The sequence below is a fragment of the Shewanella canadensis genome, from assembly GCF_003966225.1.
GTDB classification, from domain to species: Bacteria; Pseudomonadota; Gammaproteobacteria; order Enterobacterales; family Shewanellaceae; genus Shewanella; species Shewanella canadensis.
In genome coordinates this window covers 772,681-787,726 of the sequence record NZ_RXNU01000001.1, presented here as the reverse complement: position 1 = coordinate 787,726, position 15,046 = coordinate 772,681, and the positions used below count along the sequence as shown (strand labels likewise).

General features: G+C 47.4%; 12 protein-coding genes. 7 read left to right on the top strand and 5 right to left on the bottom strand.

Annotation, left to right across the window (positions count from 1 at the left end; translation table 11 throughout):
- Nucleotide 1 precedes the first annotated feature (1 nt).
- From EKG38_RS03465 to EKG38_RS03445, 5 genes are all read left to right on the top strand, one after another.
- Entirely contained in the window at nucleotides 2–1,438 is a 1,437-nt protein-coding gene (locus EKG38_RS03465; protein WP_246033062.1) for a complex I subunit 5 family protein, read from the top strand.
- Nucleotides 1,435–2,931, top strand: coding sequence for a complex I subunit 5 family protein (locus EKG38_RS03460; RefSeq protein ID WP_126518667.1), 1,497 nt, complete (start codon nucleotides 1,435–1,437; stop codon nucleotides 2,929–2,931). Before EKG38_RS03465 ends, EKG38_RS03460 begins: the two co-directional genes overlap by 4 nt.
- Nucleotides 2,928–4,229, top strand: coding sequence for a proton-conducting transporter transmembrane domain-containing protein (locus EKG38_RS03455; protein ID WP_126518665.1), 1,302 nt, complete (start codon nucleotides 2,928–2,930; stop codon nucleotides 4,227–4,229). The genes EKG38_RS03460 and EKG38_RS03455 overlap by 4 nt, the downstream gene beginning before the upstream one ends.
- A 627-nt stretch (nucleotides 4,230–4,856) precedes the next feature.
- Nucleotides 4,857–6,020: an efflux RND transporter periplasmic adaptor subunit gene (locus tag EKG38_RS03450; protein ID WP_126518663.1), complete on the top strand. Its 1,164-nt coding sequence runs from the start codon at nucleotides 4,857–4,859 to the stop codon at nucleotides 6,018–6,020.
- A complete protein-coding gene (locus EKG38_RS03445; protein WP_126518661.1) occupies nucleotides 6,020–9,163 on the top strand; it encodes an efflux RND transporter permease subunit in 3,144 nt (1,047 codons plus the stop codon). Before EKG38_RS03450 ends, EKG38_RS03445 begins: the two co-directional genes overlap by 1 nt.
- 283 nt (nucleotides 9,164–9,446) lie before the next feature.
- Here the strand turns inward: EKG38_RS03445 and EKG38_RS03440 are convergent, their stop codons facing one another.
- Nucleotides 9,447–10,163 carry a Crp/Fnr family transcriptional regulator gene (locus EKG38_RS03440; protein ID WP_126518637.1) on the bottom strand — a complete coding sequence of 239 codons (717 nt, stop codon included), beginning with the start codon at nucleotides 10,161–10,163 and terminating at the stop codon, nucleotides 9,447–9,449.
- A 428-nt stretch (nucleotides 10,164–10,591) separates the two neighbouring features.
- Here EKG38_RS03440 and EKG38_RS03435 point away from each other — a divergent pair, with 428 nt between their 5' ends.
- Entirely contained in the window at nucleotides 10,592–10,879 is a 288-nt protein-coding gene (locus EKG38_RS03435) for a hypothetical protein (RefSeq protein ID WP_126518659.1), read from the top strand.
- 660 nt (nucleotides 10,880–11,539) lie between these two features.
- Here the strand turns inward: EKG38_RS03435 and EKG38_RS03430 are convergent.
- The 4 genes from EKG38_RS03430 to EKG38_RS03415 form a co-directional block, all read right to left on the bottom strand.
- A complete protein-coding gene (locus tag EKG38_RS03430) occupies nucleotides 11,540–11,938 on the bottom strand; it encodes a hypothetical protein (RefSeq protein WP_126518657.1) in 399 nt (132 codons plus the stop codon).
- Nucleotides 11,939–12,241: 303 nt separating this feature from the next.
- Entirely contained in the window at nucleotides 12,242–12,688 is a 447-nt protein-coding gene (locus EKG38_RS03425; RefSeq protein WP_126518654.1) for a hypothetical protein, read from the bottom strand.
- Nucleotides 12,689–12,701: 13 nt separating this feature from the next.
- Nucleotides 12,702–12,908 (bottom strand): hypothetical protein, encoded by a 207-nt coding sequence (locus tag EKG38_RS03420; protein ID WP_126518652.1) that lies wholly within the window; start codon nucleotides 12,906–12,908, stop codon nucleotides 12,702–12,704.
- Nucleotides 12,909–13,421: 513 nt separating this feature from the next.
- A complete protein-coding gene (locus tag EKG38_RS03415; RefSeq protein WP_126518650.1) occupies nucleotides 13,422–14,180 on the bottom strand; it encodes a TetR/AcrR family transcriptional regulator in 759 nt (252 codons plus the stop codon).
- Nucleotides 14,181–14,441: 261 nt separating this feature from the next.
- Between EKG38_RS03415 and EKG38_RS03410 the strand changes: the two genes are divergently transcribed.
- The gene (locus EKG38_RS03410; protein WP_126518648.1) at nucleotides 14,442–15,044 is read left to right on the top strand and encodes a thioredoxin domain-containing protein; all 603 of its coding nucleotides are present in this window, start codon (nucleotides 14,442–14,444) and stop codon (nucleotides 15,042–15,044) included.
- The last annotated feature ends 2 nt before the right edge of the window (nucleotides 15,045–15,046 follow it).

Genomic DNA, 15,046 nt, shown 5'->3' with positions numbered 1-15,046 from the left:
ATTGGGGGACGTTCCGTGGATTGTGGTGCTGATCATCTTACCTTTAACGGGGGGCATGGCTTGCTTCCTGTTCCCGGCAATATCTAAATCACTGGGTCTGCTTACTTCGCTGGCTGTTGTCGCTTGTGTGTGGGGGCTGGGTTGGCAACTGGAAGAGGAGGGGGCGCAGCGCTACGCCATTGGTGGCTGGGGCGCACCCTTGGGTATCGATCTTTACGCGGATGGACTGAGTCTGCTGATGCTGGTGGTGGCAGCGCTGGTGGGACTGGGTATCAGCGTCTATTCCTGCGGTTATTTCAGTCCCGATAAAGCGAACCATTTTTGGCCGCTATGGTTGTTCCTGTGTGGAGCACTAAATGCACTGTTCCTATCCTCAGATATCTTCAATCTCTATGTCACACTGGAATTGCTGGGATTGACGGCTGTGGCCCTTGTGGCATTGGCCGATGGAGCGGAAGCCCTGACCTCTGCCATGCGTTATCTGCTGATCAGCCTGTTGGGCTCTTTGTTCTATCTGCTGGGTGTAGCCTTTCTTTATCACAGTTTTGGCAGTCTGGATATTGCAATACTGGCGCAACGGGCGGAACCGTCGCCTGCAGTGTGGGCTGCGGTGGGATTAATAAGTACCGGCCTGCTTCTCAAGACTGCGCTTTTCCCTATGCATTTCTGGTTACCGGCAGCTCATGCCTGTGCTCCTACGCCTGTGAGTGCACTGTTGTCCGCATTGGTGGTCAAGGCTTCCTTCTATATTCTACTGCGCATGTGGCTGGAGATCTTTCCAATGGTCGGTACCTCATTCGCTCAGTTGCTGGGGTTGCTTGGTGCGGCGGCCGTCCTTTGGGGCGGGATTCAGGCACTGCGCCAGACACGGCTTAAATTGCTCATTGCCTACTCGACGGTATCGCAGCTGGGTTATCTGTTCCTGGCTTTTCCGCTGGGAACCAGCCTTGCCTGGAAGGGAGCGCTATATATGTTGTTGTCCCATGCCATGGCCAAGGCGGCGATGTTCATGGCGGCGGGCAATATTCTGGTTTTGGGAGGACATGATCGCATCGCGGAACTCTCTTCGATAACCCAACGTCTGCCGCTGACGTTGACGGCATTTACCCTGGCGGGTATCAGTATTATGGGGCTACCTCCCAGCGGGGGATTCATCGCCAAGTGGTTATTACTGCAGGCATCAATAGAATCGGGACAGTGGTGGTGGGGAATTATTCTTATCCTCGGTGGATTACTGGCCGCGGCCTATGTGTTCAAGGTCATTGGACACGTCTTTACCCAGGACGAGCCTACGCGCCAAGCTGGAACGCTGCCGACCACAATGGAGTGGAGCGCTCTGGTGTTGGCATTGGTGGCTGTCCTTTTGGGCCTGTTCACTTCCTGGCCGTTGGCAATTATGGAGATTGGTTCCCCCTTTGGCACAGGACATAGCGGATGAATTGGAATACGGCTCTGCCCTTGTTGATCGTCGCTAGCTCTCTCTTGCCGGGGCTGATGATTTTCTGTTTGCCCGAGAATCGTGTAGTCACCCGCACAACGCTTAATCTGGCCGGTGCGCTACTTAAGATTGTGCTGGTCGGGGGCATGTTTTGGGGCATATTACATGGCTATCATTTCGAGACTCGCCTAGTTCTCTTGCCTGGGCTCGATTTGGTACTGCGCTCCGGGCCACTGTCGATGCTTTTCGTGACGCTTTCTGCCGGACTGTGGCTGATCACTACCGTTTATGCCGTTGGATATCTGGAGGGCTCACCTTACCGCAGTCGCTTTTTCGGCTTCTTCAGCCTGTGTGTCACTGCCACAACCGGTGTCGCCCTGGCGGGCAATTTGATTACCTTCCTGCTGTTTTATGAACTGTTGACCCTGTGTACATATCCGCTGATCGTACATAGAGGAACCGAGGAGGCACGCAAGGCCGGCAAAAGTTACCTGGCCTATACGATCGCGGGGGGGGCTTTGCTGCTGCTGTCAACCGTGTGGCTCTATACGCTTGCCGGCACTCTGGAGTTCACAGAACGCGGTTTCCTGTCCGGGCTTGATGCCTCTTTGCACCCAACACTGATGATAATCTTCGCCATGTTGATTGCCGGGCTGGGCGTAAAAGCGGCTTTGATCCCCCTGCATGGCTGGCTACCTCAGGCCATGGTTGCCCCGGCCCCCGTGAGTGCACTGCTACACGCCGTGGCCGTGGTGAAGGCGGGCGCATTCGGCATAGTGCGGGTCGTTTACTATGTGTATGGCATTGAGTTTTCCAACAGTTTGGGGCTGACATTGCCCTTGGCGATGCTGGCTGCCGCGACCATAATTTACGGCTCGCTGCGCGCCTTGTTTCAGGACGAACTGAAACGTCGGCTCGCGTTTTCGACGGTCAGCCAGGTGTCCTATATCGTGCTAGGCATAGCGCTTGCCAGTCCCATCGCGACTCTGGGTGGCCTGATCCATCTGGTGCATCAGGGAGTACAGAAAATCACCCTTTTTTTGTGCGCTGGTAACCTCGCCGAGACCCTGGGAATTCACAAGATCAGCGAGATGAACGGGGTCGGACGACGGATGCCGTGGACCATGGCGGCATTCACCATTGGCGCCTTCGGCATGATAGGTGCGCCGCCGCTGGCAGGTTTTTTCAGCAAATGGTATCTCGGGCTGGGGGCATTGGACGCCGGGCAAGGCTGGGTGATATATATTCTTGCGGCGAGCAGTGTGCTCAACGCCGCCTACTTTCTGCCGATATTGTATACCGCCTGGTTCAAGACGCCTCCCGATAGCTGGCCAGCCGAACGATCTTTTGGACGCAAGGAAACTGCCTGGACGTTACTTGTCCCCCCCCTAGTTACCGCGCTGTTGACATTGGCTCTGGGGCTACTGGCGTCTGCGCCGTTCAACCTATTGGAATGGGCTCGTTTAATTGTGAGTCGAGGATTCGCGCAATGAACGCCATAGTGAGTGCATTCCTGCTTTTATCGGCACCTGGCTTGCCGCTGCTGTTGGCGTTCCCTGCACTGCATACTCGTCTGCCCTGGCCGGTCCATATGGCGCTGTTGCCAGCGGCTGCGCTCGTGTTTATTCCTGTGGATCTTGCTATTGAACTACCCTGGTTTTGGCAGAGCGCCGGGCTGGGTATCGACGCGGTATCCCGCTGGTGGCTGGCGATGTCGGTGGTGGTGTGGGGCGTTGGGGCCGCATTTTTGCCTGTTCCCACCAAACGCGATGCCTGTAACCCCCAGACCAGCTTATTGCTGTTATTTTTGGTGGGGCAGATTGGCGCGGTTCTGGCGACGGATATGACCGTCTTCTTCGGCTTTACGACCCTGATGGGCTACTCGTGTATTGGCCTCTTGCTTGCCCATGGTGATGAGACGACGCGCCGCGCCGGGCGGATATACTTGGTACTGCTGATCCTGGCGGACATCCTGCTGTTCGAGGCCATGATCATGGCGGCTGCTACAACGGAACATCTAGACTTCGCCACCCTGGCTAAGGCAATGACGCTATCAAGCTCATCATCTTTCTATCTGTCGATAGTGATTGTCGGCATCGCCTTAAAAGTAGGGTTATGGCCATTACACCTATGGCTATCTCTGGCATATGGCTCGGTTCGGCCGGCGATGGCGCTGCTGTTGTGGCTCGGTCCCGTCGCCACAGGCTTGCTTGGTGGCCTGCGTTGGTTGCCGCTGGGTGAGCTCGCCGCGCCTATGGCGGGGGCCGTGCTGCTGGCTATCGGCGCGGCTACAATCCTTTATGCCATACGGTCGGTTTTATGGGTTCAATGGAAACAGCGACTTGTCTGTGTTGTCTTCATTGCGACGGGAAGCTTTATTATGGGCTTGGGGACGGGTTTGCTCGAACCTGCCCTATGGAACCAGTATGGCGACTCGGCCCATCTCTTTGTTACCACTGTGGGATGGGGGCTGGCGTTGATGACCGCCGGGCTCGAATGGTCCAAGGCTGGGGGGGAAGCGTCCGGGCCGAGGAAGGAGAACCGGATTGAACTGGCAGTTGAACGCTGGTCTGATGCCTTCATTCGTTGGGGAAGGCGGACGGGAAACGAGACTTTGCCTGGACTGCGCGCATCATGGTTTGTCAGGTGGGGTGGTCTCAGGCAAAAGCGGGGATGGCAAAACGCGTTCGACGCCGGTGAATACTTTTTGCAGCGTTGGCCAATTGCGGTCACTCTGTTTTTGCTGTTAGTTATCGTGACTGTGGTTCTTTTGCTGCTGGATGCTATGTAGGCTCAGTAAGGTGAGATACCAGTTAAACTTAAGCTTTTTGAGTCGGAACATTAACGAGGCAGCCATTCCATCATATTTGGAGTGCCATTTATGATAAGGCGGTGCGGATCAAGTTCATCATCCTTGCAGTTCGAGGATGGGAAGGGCCTGTTACACGAGCCAATAGTTTCAAACGAAAAAGCCTGCCTCGTGCAGGCTTTTTTGTGTCTGAAACAGTTATGCCACATTCCATGTGTTCAATATTGTCCATGAATAGACAGATGTGACAATGCTAGCTGAAACTATTCCAATGTTAGCCCACCAGCCAATACCTGTTATCAACACAAGCCTGCACTGAATCGCTGAAGCGGCTTCGAACCTCATAACTCAAGCACGAGAACCAGAACTGAAAATTAGTACTAAAACTAATGTTTTTCCAAAATAAACAATCTGTTGAGATACTAAACATTGATCTATATCACGCTTCCCACAAAATCCAGGTAAACGCGGAGTAAACGCTAGGTTAATCAAATGATAATAAGCAGCTTGAGGTTTATAGTTATGACTCCTACTCGCTAACTGTCATTCGTTTCACGAGTTACAGGTTAAATCAAAAATACCGGACACCGAGCTCTACGGGAGACGTCAATGTTTAAAACGATAAAAAAACCAGCATATACAGCCCTATTATTTATCTTCCTATCCGCTTGTGGGTCCGAAGTCGAAACTCCCGTCGTTAACGAGCCAGCAAAAATAACACAAGTACAGGTGCAAACGCTTAAGCAGCAGACATTTCAACAAAATATCCGTGCCTTTGGGGTGCTGGAAGCGGCTGAATCCGTAACCTTATCAACTGAATTTACCTCCAAAGTAAGAAAGGTTGAATTTAAAGAGGGGCAACAGGTCGTCGCAGGACAACAGATGTTAGCACTCGATATTGAGCAGCTACAGATGCATGTCAATCAAGCCCAAGCTCAACTGCAAACGGCAAGCATCAAGCTCAAGGAAGCAAAATTCCTCTCACAACGACGTGAAGAGCTGTTTACCCAGAAATTGGTTAGCGTGGAAACAGTGGAGACCTTTCGCTCGGCATTGGAAGCTGCTCAGGCGCAATTCGAAAGTGCGACTGTAAGTTTAAATTTAGCTAAAAGCAGTCTCAGCAGAGCCCATATCGTTAGCCCTGTTTCCGGGCTAGTCATAGCCAAAAATGTAGAAGTGGGTGAAATTTTGGTTGCAGGTTCTCCATTTGTCACCATACAAGTAACCGATACGATGCGAGTGCTCACCTACGTGACTGAGCAAGAGATTAATGCAATACAGATTGGTGCCCAAAGTATCGTTACAACTCCCGGAGTCAGAGGAAGGGAATATTTAGCACATATCGAAAGCAAGGGTGGCGAAGCGGATTCAATGACCGGGAATTTTGCCGTTAAGCTCACCGTAGGAAATAATGATGGTTTATTAAAAGCGGGCATGACCGCAATTACTACAATGCAAGGCCTCTCGGTAGGAGACGCATTACTGCTGCCACAATCTGCTGTGGTTGACAGAAACCGCAAACATGTCGCATTCAAGGTTGTAGATAATAAAGCGGTACTGGTTGAGCCTGTAATAGCGGCTTCCCTAAGTGAAGGCGGGTTACCAATATTAGATGGTTTTGAAGTTGGTGACAGAGTGATCATTTCAGGCTTAGATAATGTCGTCGATGGGAAAACCGTTAAAGCCGTTGAAATTTCTGAATTAATGAGTAGTGATGAGTTACCGTCTTCACCTGACAAGGCGGTCGAAGTTCAACCCGGGAGCGATAACTAATGCATCGTTTTTATGCTTTTTTTGTTAACCGGCCGCTAGTCGTTAACGTAATAATGCTGCTGGCCATTGTTGGTGGTTTCATCGGCATGAACACCATGCGTGTCGATACAATGCCTAAGTTTGATTTAGGCATTGTAAACATTACCACCTTTCGCCCCGGCGCTAGCTCCGAAGATATGGAACTGTCCGTAACCGTTGCTATTGAAGAGGAGTTATTAAATGTTGATGGTATCAATAAACTGGTTTCCAATAGTATGGAGGGGATGTCAGTCGTCGTCGCCCATCTCGACCAAGATGAAAAAGACCATAGTAAAATTACTGCAGACATTCAAAAAGCGGTGGATAGAGCTTCATCTAAGCTCCCCGCAGACTTGCCGACTAAGCCATTGGTTGAGGAGCTGTCATCTTCAAGCGTACCGGTCATTGAACTTTGTTTATCTGGTGAGGTACCTGAGCAAACCCTGCGCCAAACGGCTAAAAAACTCGAACGAGGCTTAAGAGATGTAGACGGTATAGCTGGCGTTGATTTAGTTGGATACCGTAACCGTGAGATGAAACTATTTATTCATCCTGAGAAACTCTATCGTCTGGGGATTAGTTACAACGAAATTATCAACGCAATACAGAGCCGTAACCTGCGCGATTCCGGTGGCTCCATCGAGTCTTTCGGTGCAGATAAAAAAGTACTGACCGTCGGGCAGTTTGAAGACCCCAAAGACGTAGAAGATGTCATCGTTCGTGCTAACGGCTTAGGCAACTACGTCAGAGTCAGCGACATTGCCACCGTCATTCTTGATTATTCAGATTGGGATATTGAAGCACGCTGCGATGGCAGTTCTGGGATCTCACTACTACCGAGAAAAAAATCACAAATTGACGGTATGATCGCCACCAACGCCGTTAAAGATTATGTCGAAGATATCCGTAAGACCTTACCCGACGGTATGCAGCTCACCATGGTAAATGATATCTCCAGATTCACCAAAGATATGCTTAAGGTCCTTAAAAACAATGCTGTCATGGGGTTCTTTTTAGTCTTAGCTGTACTGTTTATCTTTTTCCAGTTCCGCTTAGCCTTATGGGTATCGTTGGGCCTTCCCGTGGCTTTCTGTATCACCTTTGCACTCATGCCGGTGTTTGGACTCAACATCGATATGTTGACTTTGTACGCCATGATTCTGATGCTGGGCATGTTAGTCGATGACGCAATTGTGACTGGAGAAGCCATTTTTGCAAAACGGGAACTAGGCCTAAGTTGGCAAGAAGCCGCCGCTGCAGGGGCCTCGAGTGTCTCTCTCCCCGTTTTAGTCAGCACCCTGACAACCATATTGGTCTTCCTTCCACTGGCAGCTCTCGGGGGCATTGAAGGGAAACTGATGTGGGCATTACCCATGATGGTCACCTTAATCTTATTTGCTTCGCTCTTCGAGTGTCAGACACTATTACCCGCCCATCTGGCACATGGAGGAGACTCAAAACCTAAAGAAAAAAAATGGGTTACTAACCTTCAAAACAGATACCGGGTATTTATTGAAAAAGCGGTGGCGCGTCGCTACCTCACGATTTCAATTTTCATCCTTGCAACCGCGGTGATTATCTCGGTGTCTTCACAGATGATCCGTTTTAATCTCTACCCTGAAACCGATATTGATGCATTTTGGGTGAAAGTGGAGTTGCCGGAGGGGGCCTCTTTCAATGAAACTCGTGAAAAAATTGCATTTTTGGAGTCTCACCTGCGAACTCGTATTCCCGATTATGACCTACTCAATATAACCGCGCAGATTGGTCACCATGATATGGATCTATATGGTGCAACCGAAGGGAGAAACCCCGCCTGGGCGCTATTGACAGTCTATATGAAGCTCCAGGGGGAGCGTAAATCCAACTCCAACGATATCATTGCTCAGCTGCGTCAAGACGTGAAAGAGATGGAAGGGTTTAAGGAACTCAGCATTAAACCTATGGATGACTCACCCGTTCAGGGTCAACCTGTCGAAATTGAGGTGATAGGAAATGACGAGCAACGCTATATTGTTGCCGATAGCCTCAGCGACTTCCTTATGCAACACCCAGCGGTGTTAGATAACTGGACCAGCTACAAACCCGGTAAAGATATTGTCCGATTGTCGCTAAACCACGAAGCCTTGGCAGATAAACGCCTAACCGTTGCCGATGTCACTCAAGCGGTACGAATCGGCTTCGATGGAGTGATCATTGATGAGCTGCAACTGGTCGGTGAAAAAATTGATTATCGCCTGCAATTCCAGCCCCAAGATCAAGGCAAGTTAGCGACTCTGATGGAGCTTGGCATCATGACCCCTGCTGGCAAGAGTGTGCCTTTAAGAAGTTTGGCAGTGTTTAAAATCGAGCCAGGCGAGGCCTCTATTAAGCACTACTTAGGCGATAGGACGATAACCATTTATGCCTCTATCGCTCGCGACAAGATAAGCACAAGCCAAATAAATGATGAAATTGCTCAGTATGTAAAAAGCAGCAGTTTGCTCATTGAGAATAACAAGGTGAGACTCTTCTTCGGCGGCGAATTAGAGCAAGAAAAAGCGGCGATGGGCGGATTAGAAACGGCGGCGCTCATATCTATGCTGTGCTTGTTCCTGTTATTCGTATTGTTATTCCACTCTTTTACTCAGCCCTTCTTAATCATGTCTGTAATTCCGTTTGGTATTACCGGCGTATTTATCGGCTTTGCCCTACAGAACTTAGACCTGAGCATGCTGGCGTTAATCGGTATCATAGGTCTAACGGGAGTGCTAGTTAATGACTCAACGGTAATGCTGCACAGCCTGAACCGTAAGCGAAAAGAGTTATCAACCAAAGCTCTCAGTGATCAACAGCTTGCCTATGGCGCGGCAACGCGCTTACGACCTATCATGATCACCTCAATCACAACTATCGCAGGTCTGGCACCAGCTGCGTATGAACTAGGTGGAGCAAACCCCTTTATGACGCCAATGATCATGGCCATGTTATGGGGCATCATGTTTGGTACGCTTGTCACACTCGTACTATTGCCCTGTTTATACTCAGCAGAGCAAGACCTACGCAGGGTAGCGGCTAAGCTTTTGAACAAAGAGCGACAGCTAAATTCAGCTCCCGCGAGCCTACCTGAGGTGGATAACTCATAAGTCGTTAACTTCTCTGTTATGAAGCAATAAAAAGCCCACGAAAGTGGAAATGTCGATAAGTTAAGCTTATCGGCATTTTTTCTGGCATATTCCGGGTCTAGGTTTTACCGCCCTAGGAAAGGAGCGGTCTCGTCTAAGTTCAATAAATAGTCCATCCATGACCCACATTGCCCCCCTCACCTAATAACCACAGATTCCAATACTGTTTTATAAGGTGACTGTCATTGCGGCTAGATATAAAACGGCAAGTTGGAAAAATGCCCTTATCTACTACATCATTGATTTACCGATGGATTAACTTTCTTGGGTCTCTGATGCTGAGGTCAACATTTGCCAGTTTATTTCCGAGACCCGAAATATCGTTTAAGTAGATACAACCACGATCTAGATGAACTAGATGTTCCCTTTCTAATTGCTTTATTGATTCATTTACTCTTTGACGTGCAATACCCGTTATCCTGCTAAGCTGCTGTTGTGACACAAAAAACCTAGGTGTTTCACCAATCAAAAACGGTATATGTGCAGCAAGTTCGAGAAGCAGGTATACAACTCTTGAAAGTATGTTTTCGCTCATCATTAATTGAGATTGTAGCCATTTAGCTTTTGCAGCGAAGGAATGCGAATGAAACCACTTATACATCTCCACATTGTCCTTAGCCAAGAGCTGCATATCTGAGTTTTTAAAATGGATAAGGCTGAGCGGGACTATTTCGTTTAGAAAAAATGGGGTGTAACTCGCGCTTTCAATATCATAACTGCCAAACCAATCACCTTGACCCATAACGATGTTATTGACCGTTTTTAAGTTAGGAGTCTGCATGCAGATGGTTACTGTGCCCTCTAAGATAAAGCTGATCCCTTGATGAGCAATACTTGAGTCATCCAAGTCACTCGGTTTCATCTTATTTTTGAACTGAGCAATAGAAAGGAGTTTATTGGTTAAGTCTGACGACAGTTCTGTTGCCCAGTGGAGTTTGCTTGCCAATTTGGAGTCAATCAAATGCTTATGCCTTTCTGCTACACCACTGTTAGTTAATCATGCGGTGTTATCACTAAGATATATCTAATATACATCAAGTGTCTCATAGCGGATATACATCAAGTGTCTCATAGCGGACAGTTCTTGCTGCAATATCTGTCTATATTGCTCAGCCTAAAGGGCACGAATTAACTTCGATGACCCCTTGAGACCGTAGGCGAGAGGAGTGGCATCATCTTGTATGAGTGCGATGGCGATCTGATCGGTGCGGCTGACTACTAAAGAGATTGGAGCTTTCGTCACTGTCCTACGAAGGGGCAAAGGCCCTAACAGCGGATGGGCTATTGAAGTACCACTCCGAAACACTAAGTAGAACTTGGCGATCAGTATTGACCTAGTTCTACTTCACAAATGGTCTGATGACCGATTAACACTTAACATAGACCACCATGAACAAGAAACTATTATTCGCAGTCGCAGCAGTCCTACTCGTATCAGGTTGCACATCTAAGATCCGCTATGTCGTTGGTGCTGAGGCTGTATTCCCCCTGCCACCATCGACATCTATGGCGTGTGTGATGATTGGCACCAATGCCTTTGAGTCCCAGCATCCGAATAATATCCGCAAATACCTATCGAATGAAACATTCATGCAAGGGGGCACGCACTACAAGGTAGTAAGCCAAGAAGGTGGTCGACGTATCACTGGTGCATTTGAAATGTATCGTTGCAAATAACAGAGATTATAAATCATGGCGACTAAGACTTTCCTACGTTCTGCGATGGCAGCAACGCTACTCATGTGTTCTTCAGTACAAGCGATGTCGACTGTTATTACCTACAGCAGCGCAGTGCTTGCATCATTTCCATGCTCTTACATGAGTGAAATTACATTCGCGTCACAACAAGGCTATTAAGGAAGGGACTCAATGCTCCTAATATGTTTCATCTTATTTTTCACTTCACCACTACCTGACCGTTTATAACTGCAGTAGGCGACCAGATGTAGATCGTAAATGAACTCCTCATGAATATTCCGTTCCCTCAGGCATCTAGCGCACTGTACATCCCCATAAAACCAAAAATTGATAGATATTGAGTTGTTTATCCAAAACATTCAGGCATAGTCTTTGCTGATCGAGTTCCAGCTAATCAACTACATAGCCAACAGAATTGAGATAACATTTCAGTTTCCATTCAAGAGTACATTCAATTTAGGACAATGAATATCGCCAGCTGAACTCATCACGGCACTAAAACCTAAGCGCACCTCTTTTTGCTGGTGGAACTCGGATATGAATTTCGCCAGCCAGACTCACCTGATGGAGGACCGCAACATTGCAGCCATTTTTATTGGCAATCAAGGCGTATAAATAAGAGGCTTACCCGATGCTAGTTCAATCAGGCACTCTGGCATCATACTGGCGATAAAACTTACGTTGCACCAACAATGCATTGGTCAGAGTGCGGGCTTGCTTGATCTCTGCAATAGGTGGGATGATCTCAGAATATCTTGCCTCAGCCTCCTTCCAGCTCAGATGTCGACCGTGGATCCAGAAATCAAAATAGGCGCGCAGGCCCAATTCCTCATGCCAGCCTCCCTGAGCTCTCTTACCTGCGCTAGCGACCCGTTGAGTACGCTCCTTCTGCCAGCTGTGAAAGTCAACGTATCGGGTGTTGTTTATCCGTTCGTATAGTGCTCCGAGATTGATATAAATAGCGGGGTTTACCGAGGTGTCACTCGCCTCGGCCAGCAGCAATTCACGACATTGGCGCCTTAAATTGCGAATATCCACTAAGCCTGTAAACTTGCTACTTTTTAATTCCTGTAACCAATATGCTTCTTGTTCAGCATAATAATCGTCAGGTCCCCAGTTCGAGTCTGGGAGGGGCCACCAATTTATGACAGCGCATCAAGCACTTAGCTTGGTGTGCGGTTTTTTCGTTTAGGCGCGGGGATAGTTGTCGCCATTCTGTCACCACACTTTTCGAAAAAGCGGTGGTTCAGGTGATAAAAAGACCACGTAGTTTCCTAAGTGGCCTTTGGCAAGTTTGAAGGTTTTGCCCATCGGGTCACGTTCTAGTTTACGCGCGGCCGTTTAATAAGTTTTAAAGCAATTTAAGTTGGCTTGGTAAACATGTGACACATACTCGACGTCAGATGGTTCTACTCTGTATGTCACCTCAGTCACTCGAAAGTTCGCGCCATCCACACGGTAGATAGGCATGATCACAAGCTCCACTGTCTGCCTAGGGAACTTCTCAGCTGGTGCGTCAAATTTGACGTTGATCTGAGTCCTATGCTCGCTGTTTTCCGTGCGTATTACCCGACCAGTGGCCTCGTTGCGCACAATGGTGGAATCATCACCCTCACCCACCCATGATGAATACTGGCTATGCACCGTGCCCTTTGACTTGTCTATGGTGAATGCGGGGAAGTTGTGGAGAATCTTGGCCGACTCACCTACGACCGTACACGACACCTTTTCGGCCAACGCGAGCTGCGGCACACAAACTAGAACGGCGGTAATTATTAATCGTTTCATTTCTACGCTCTCACTAGTAAGTGGCACACAGTGCGTCAAAGAACTTCATGCACGTTTTGTACTTGGTCACGTGGCGACCTAGCGTATTAGGTGGCACACCGAACTTCTTCTCTGCGGCATATTTGGTTGCCCCGTTCTCTACAACTTCGTGTGCGGCTTGCACCTTGCTTAAGTCCATCTCTAAATAATCCGCTATTAACTTCAATTGTGCTTCGGTCATAATATTGTTCCCATGTAAGGGGGGAGTTGATCGACTAGATTAAAGTGGATAGAAAGGATGAACTTATACAGCCTTTACATTTCAAACCAGTTTTATACCTGGTTATTTTAGGGAGGATGAATCACAAAATTTCATTCAATGGCTAAATAAGGCTGAGTATTAAACCAGTTATTAAATCACGTAAAAAACACAGAGACATTAGCACTTAATTTCAGTATCGAATGTCCGCTACCGGACAATTTAGGTTAAATTACATCTATATTGACCAATGTCTGCTACGCAAGCCATATTTACCTAAGTGACTTAAATTGATTAGTATTAATTTTCTAGCGGATGCTGATTCAATCGTTTTTAAGAAGACCATCAAGGGTCTGAAAAACTGTGCAGTGCATTAACTAATGGAGGGACCTGAGTGGGTATAGGTTGGCAGAATAATGAGAATAAAAAAACGACAAAGTTAGTCTATTAAAAATTAGAACCAGAGACTGTAGTAGTAAATATTACATTAATTATTCAAAGCTCAATGGGCTCATTGAGCGTTTCATAATTTAATCTGCAGTGTTTAAAAGTTGTTCCTGTGGCTGTCTCAACTAAAGGGGTGATCGTTTTGAGCATTTTATTGAATGACATTGGCTGCTTACTCGTCCATCTAAGTGTGTTAGCGGCCATACACAGTAAATCAAATACGGTTTCAACCCTATTATCGTGCCCGTGTTGGCGTAAAAATTTATTCTGACCGATTACGATGCTTCCCCGCTCTATGGTCCGCAGAGAAAAAATACAATCTATTATCTCATCATTGCTAGATAATAGTTCCCCGCTATTAATTGCCCTCCTCCAAAGCTCTTGAACCCTTGCTTTTAACTCAATGAAAACCACATTAATATTCCCCTCGTATTCTGGACTCGATACTCCGTATACGTGAGGGTTTACACCTAAAAAGTTAATGCAAACATCTCCTTCTTTTGCCGACCAGCACTTAACGATATCGTACATAAGTGTATAGATTACTTTCTCTTTATTACTCAAGCCATCCATGTCCATTAACAAATCTGTTTTTACAAGAATATCATTAACATGCTCAATAAAAAGGGCTGCAACAATATCTTCTCGAGAGCTGAAATGACTATAAAATGTTTTTGGTGAACACTTGGCTCTTGGTGGTATCTGAGACAGCCTGAACGAGCACACCCCCTCCTCTATAATTAGCACTTTAGCTTCAGCCAAAATATTGTCTCTTGTTACTGATTTTGTTTTTAAATGGTTATGCATTTCGCTCTCCCCAATCAAACTCTTATTTAATAAATGAACGATTGCTCAGTATATTTCAAGGAAACAAGACGGAAGTGTGACAGGTTTCAACTTGATATTAGCAATTGAGATGTAGGATTTTCACTGGGTGACGGCTGTCACTTTTTTATAGATTAAAATTTTCCCTTCAGCAGTAAATTACATCACAGAAAAGAATCTCATCAAAAAATATGATTGTTAGCAGGAATTAACCCTCCTGTTAATTATCACATTGAGGACAATATGAAAGCATCACTAACAACTCTTGCAACGGCTTTATTTATGACGTTCACAGCTTCAGCCGCAGAAGTAATAAAAATCGATACTCCAGTACTGGATAACACAGTACAGAAGGTCTACTCCGTTTACTGCCCGTTCTGTTACAAGTACGAGAAAGCCGTAACTCCGAACTTAATCAAGAACCTTCCTGCCGGTACAAAGTTCCAGGCAATCTGCTTAGAGAACAAAGGTGAACTAGGTATAGAGGCCTGCGAGGTTTTAGCCGCCGCACAAACTCTTAGCCACAAGAAGTACAAAAAAGCCAAGCTGGCCATGTACTCCGCAGTGCATGACAAGAAGCTGAAAAACGTTAAGGGCTCAACTGCAGTCAAAGGTGATTTAGCTGCTATCGGGCTTAAAGCTGCTGGCATATCTCAATTGGAGTTCAGGAATGCGCTTAACTCTTCTGAGGCTCAAGACAAGCTCGCCTATGACCGTACTATTGCTCTAACCATTGCCAAGAAAAAGGGCATACCAGCCATTGTCGTTAGCGGTAACAAGATGATTGATACCAGCACTATTACTTCATTGGCCAACCTTGACGAAACCGTTAAGAAATACCTTTAGGA

Coding starts and splice junctions, on each gene's coding strand:
- EKG38_RS03420 (WP_126518652.1), bottom strand. CDS start 12,908: ATGACCGAAGCACAATTGAAGTTAATAGCGGATTATTTAGAGATGGAC.
- EKG38_RS03415 (WP_126518650.1), bottom strand. CDS start 14,180: ATGCATAACCATTTAAAAACAAAATCAGTAACAAGAGACAATATTTTG.
- EKG38_RS03425 (WP_126518654.1), bottom strand. CDS start 12,688: ATGAAACGATTAATAATTACCGCCGTTCTAGTTTGTGTGCCGCAGCTC.
- EKG38_RS03460 (WP_126518667.1), top strand. CDS start 1,435: ATGAATTGGAATACGGCTCTGCCCTTGTTGATCGTCGCTAGCTCTCTC.
- EKG38_RS03410 (WP_126518648.1), top strand. CDS start 14,442: ATGAAAGCATCACTAACAACTCTTGCAACGGCTTTATTTATGACGTTC.
- EKG38_RS03455 (WP_126518665.1), top strand. CDS start 2,928: ATGAACGCCATAGTGAGTGCATTCCTGCTTTTATCGGCACCTGGCTTG.
- EKG38_RS03450 (WP_126518663.1), top strand. CDS start 4,857: ATGTTTAAAACGATAAAAAAACCAGCATATACAGCCCTATTATTTATC.
- EKG38_RS03435 (WP_126518659.1), top strand. CDS start 10,592: ATGAACAAGAAACTATTATTCGCAGTCGCAGCAGTCCTACTCGTATCA.
- EKG38_RS03445 (WP_126518661.1), top strand. CDS start 6,020: ATGCATCGTTTTTATGCTTTTTTTGTTAACCGGCCGCTAGTCGTTAAC.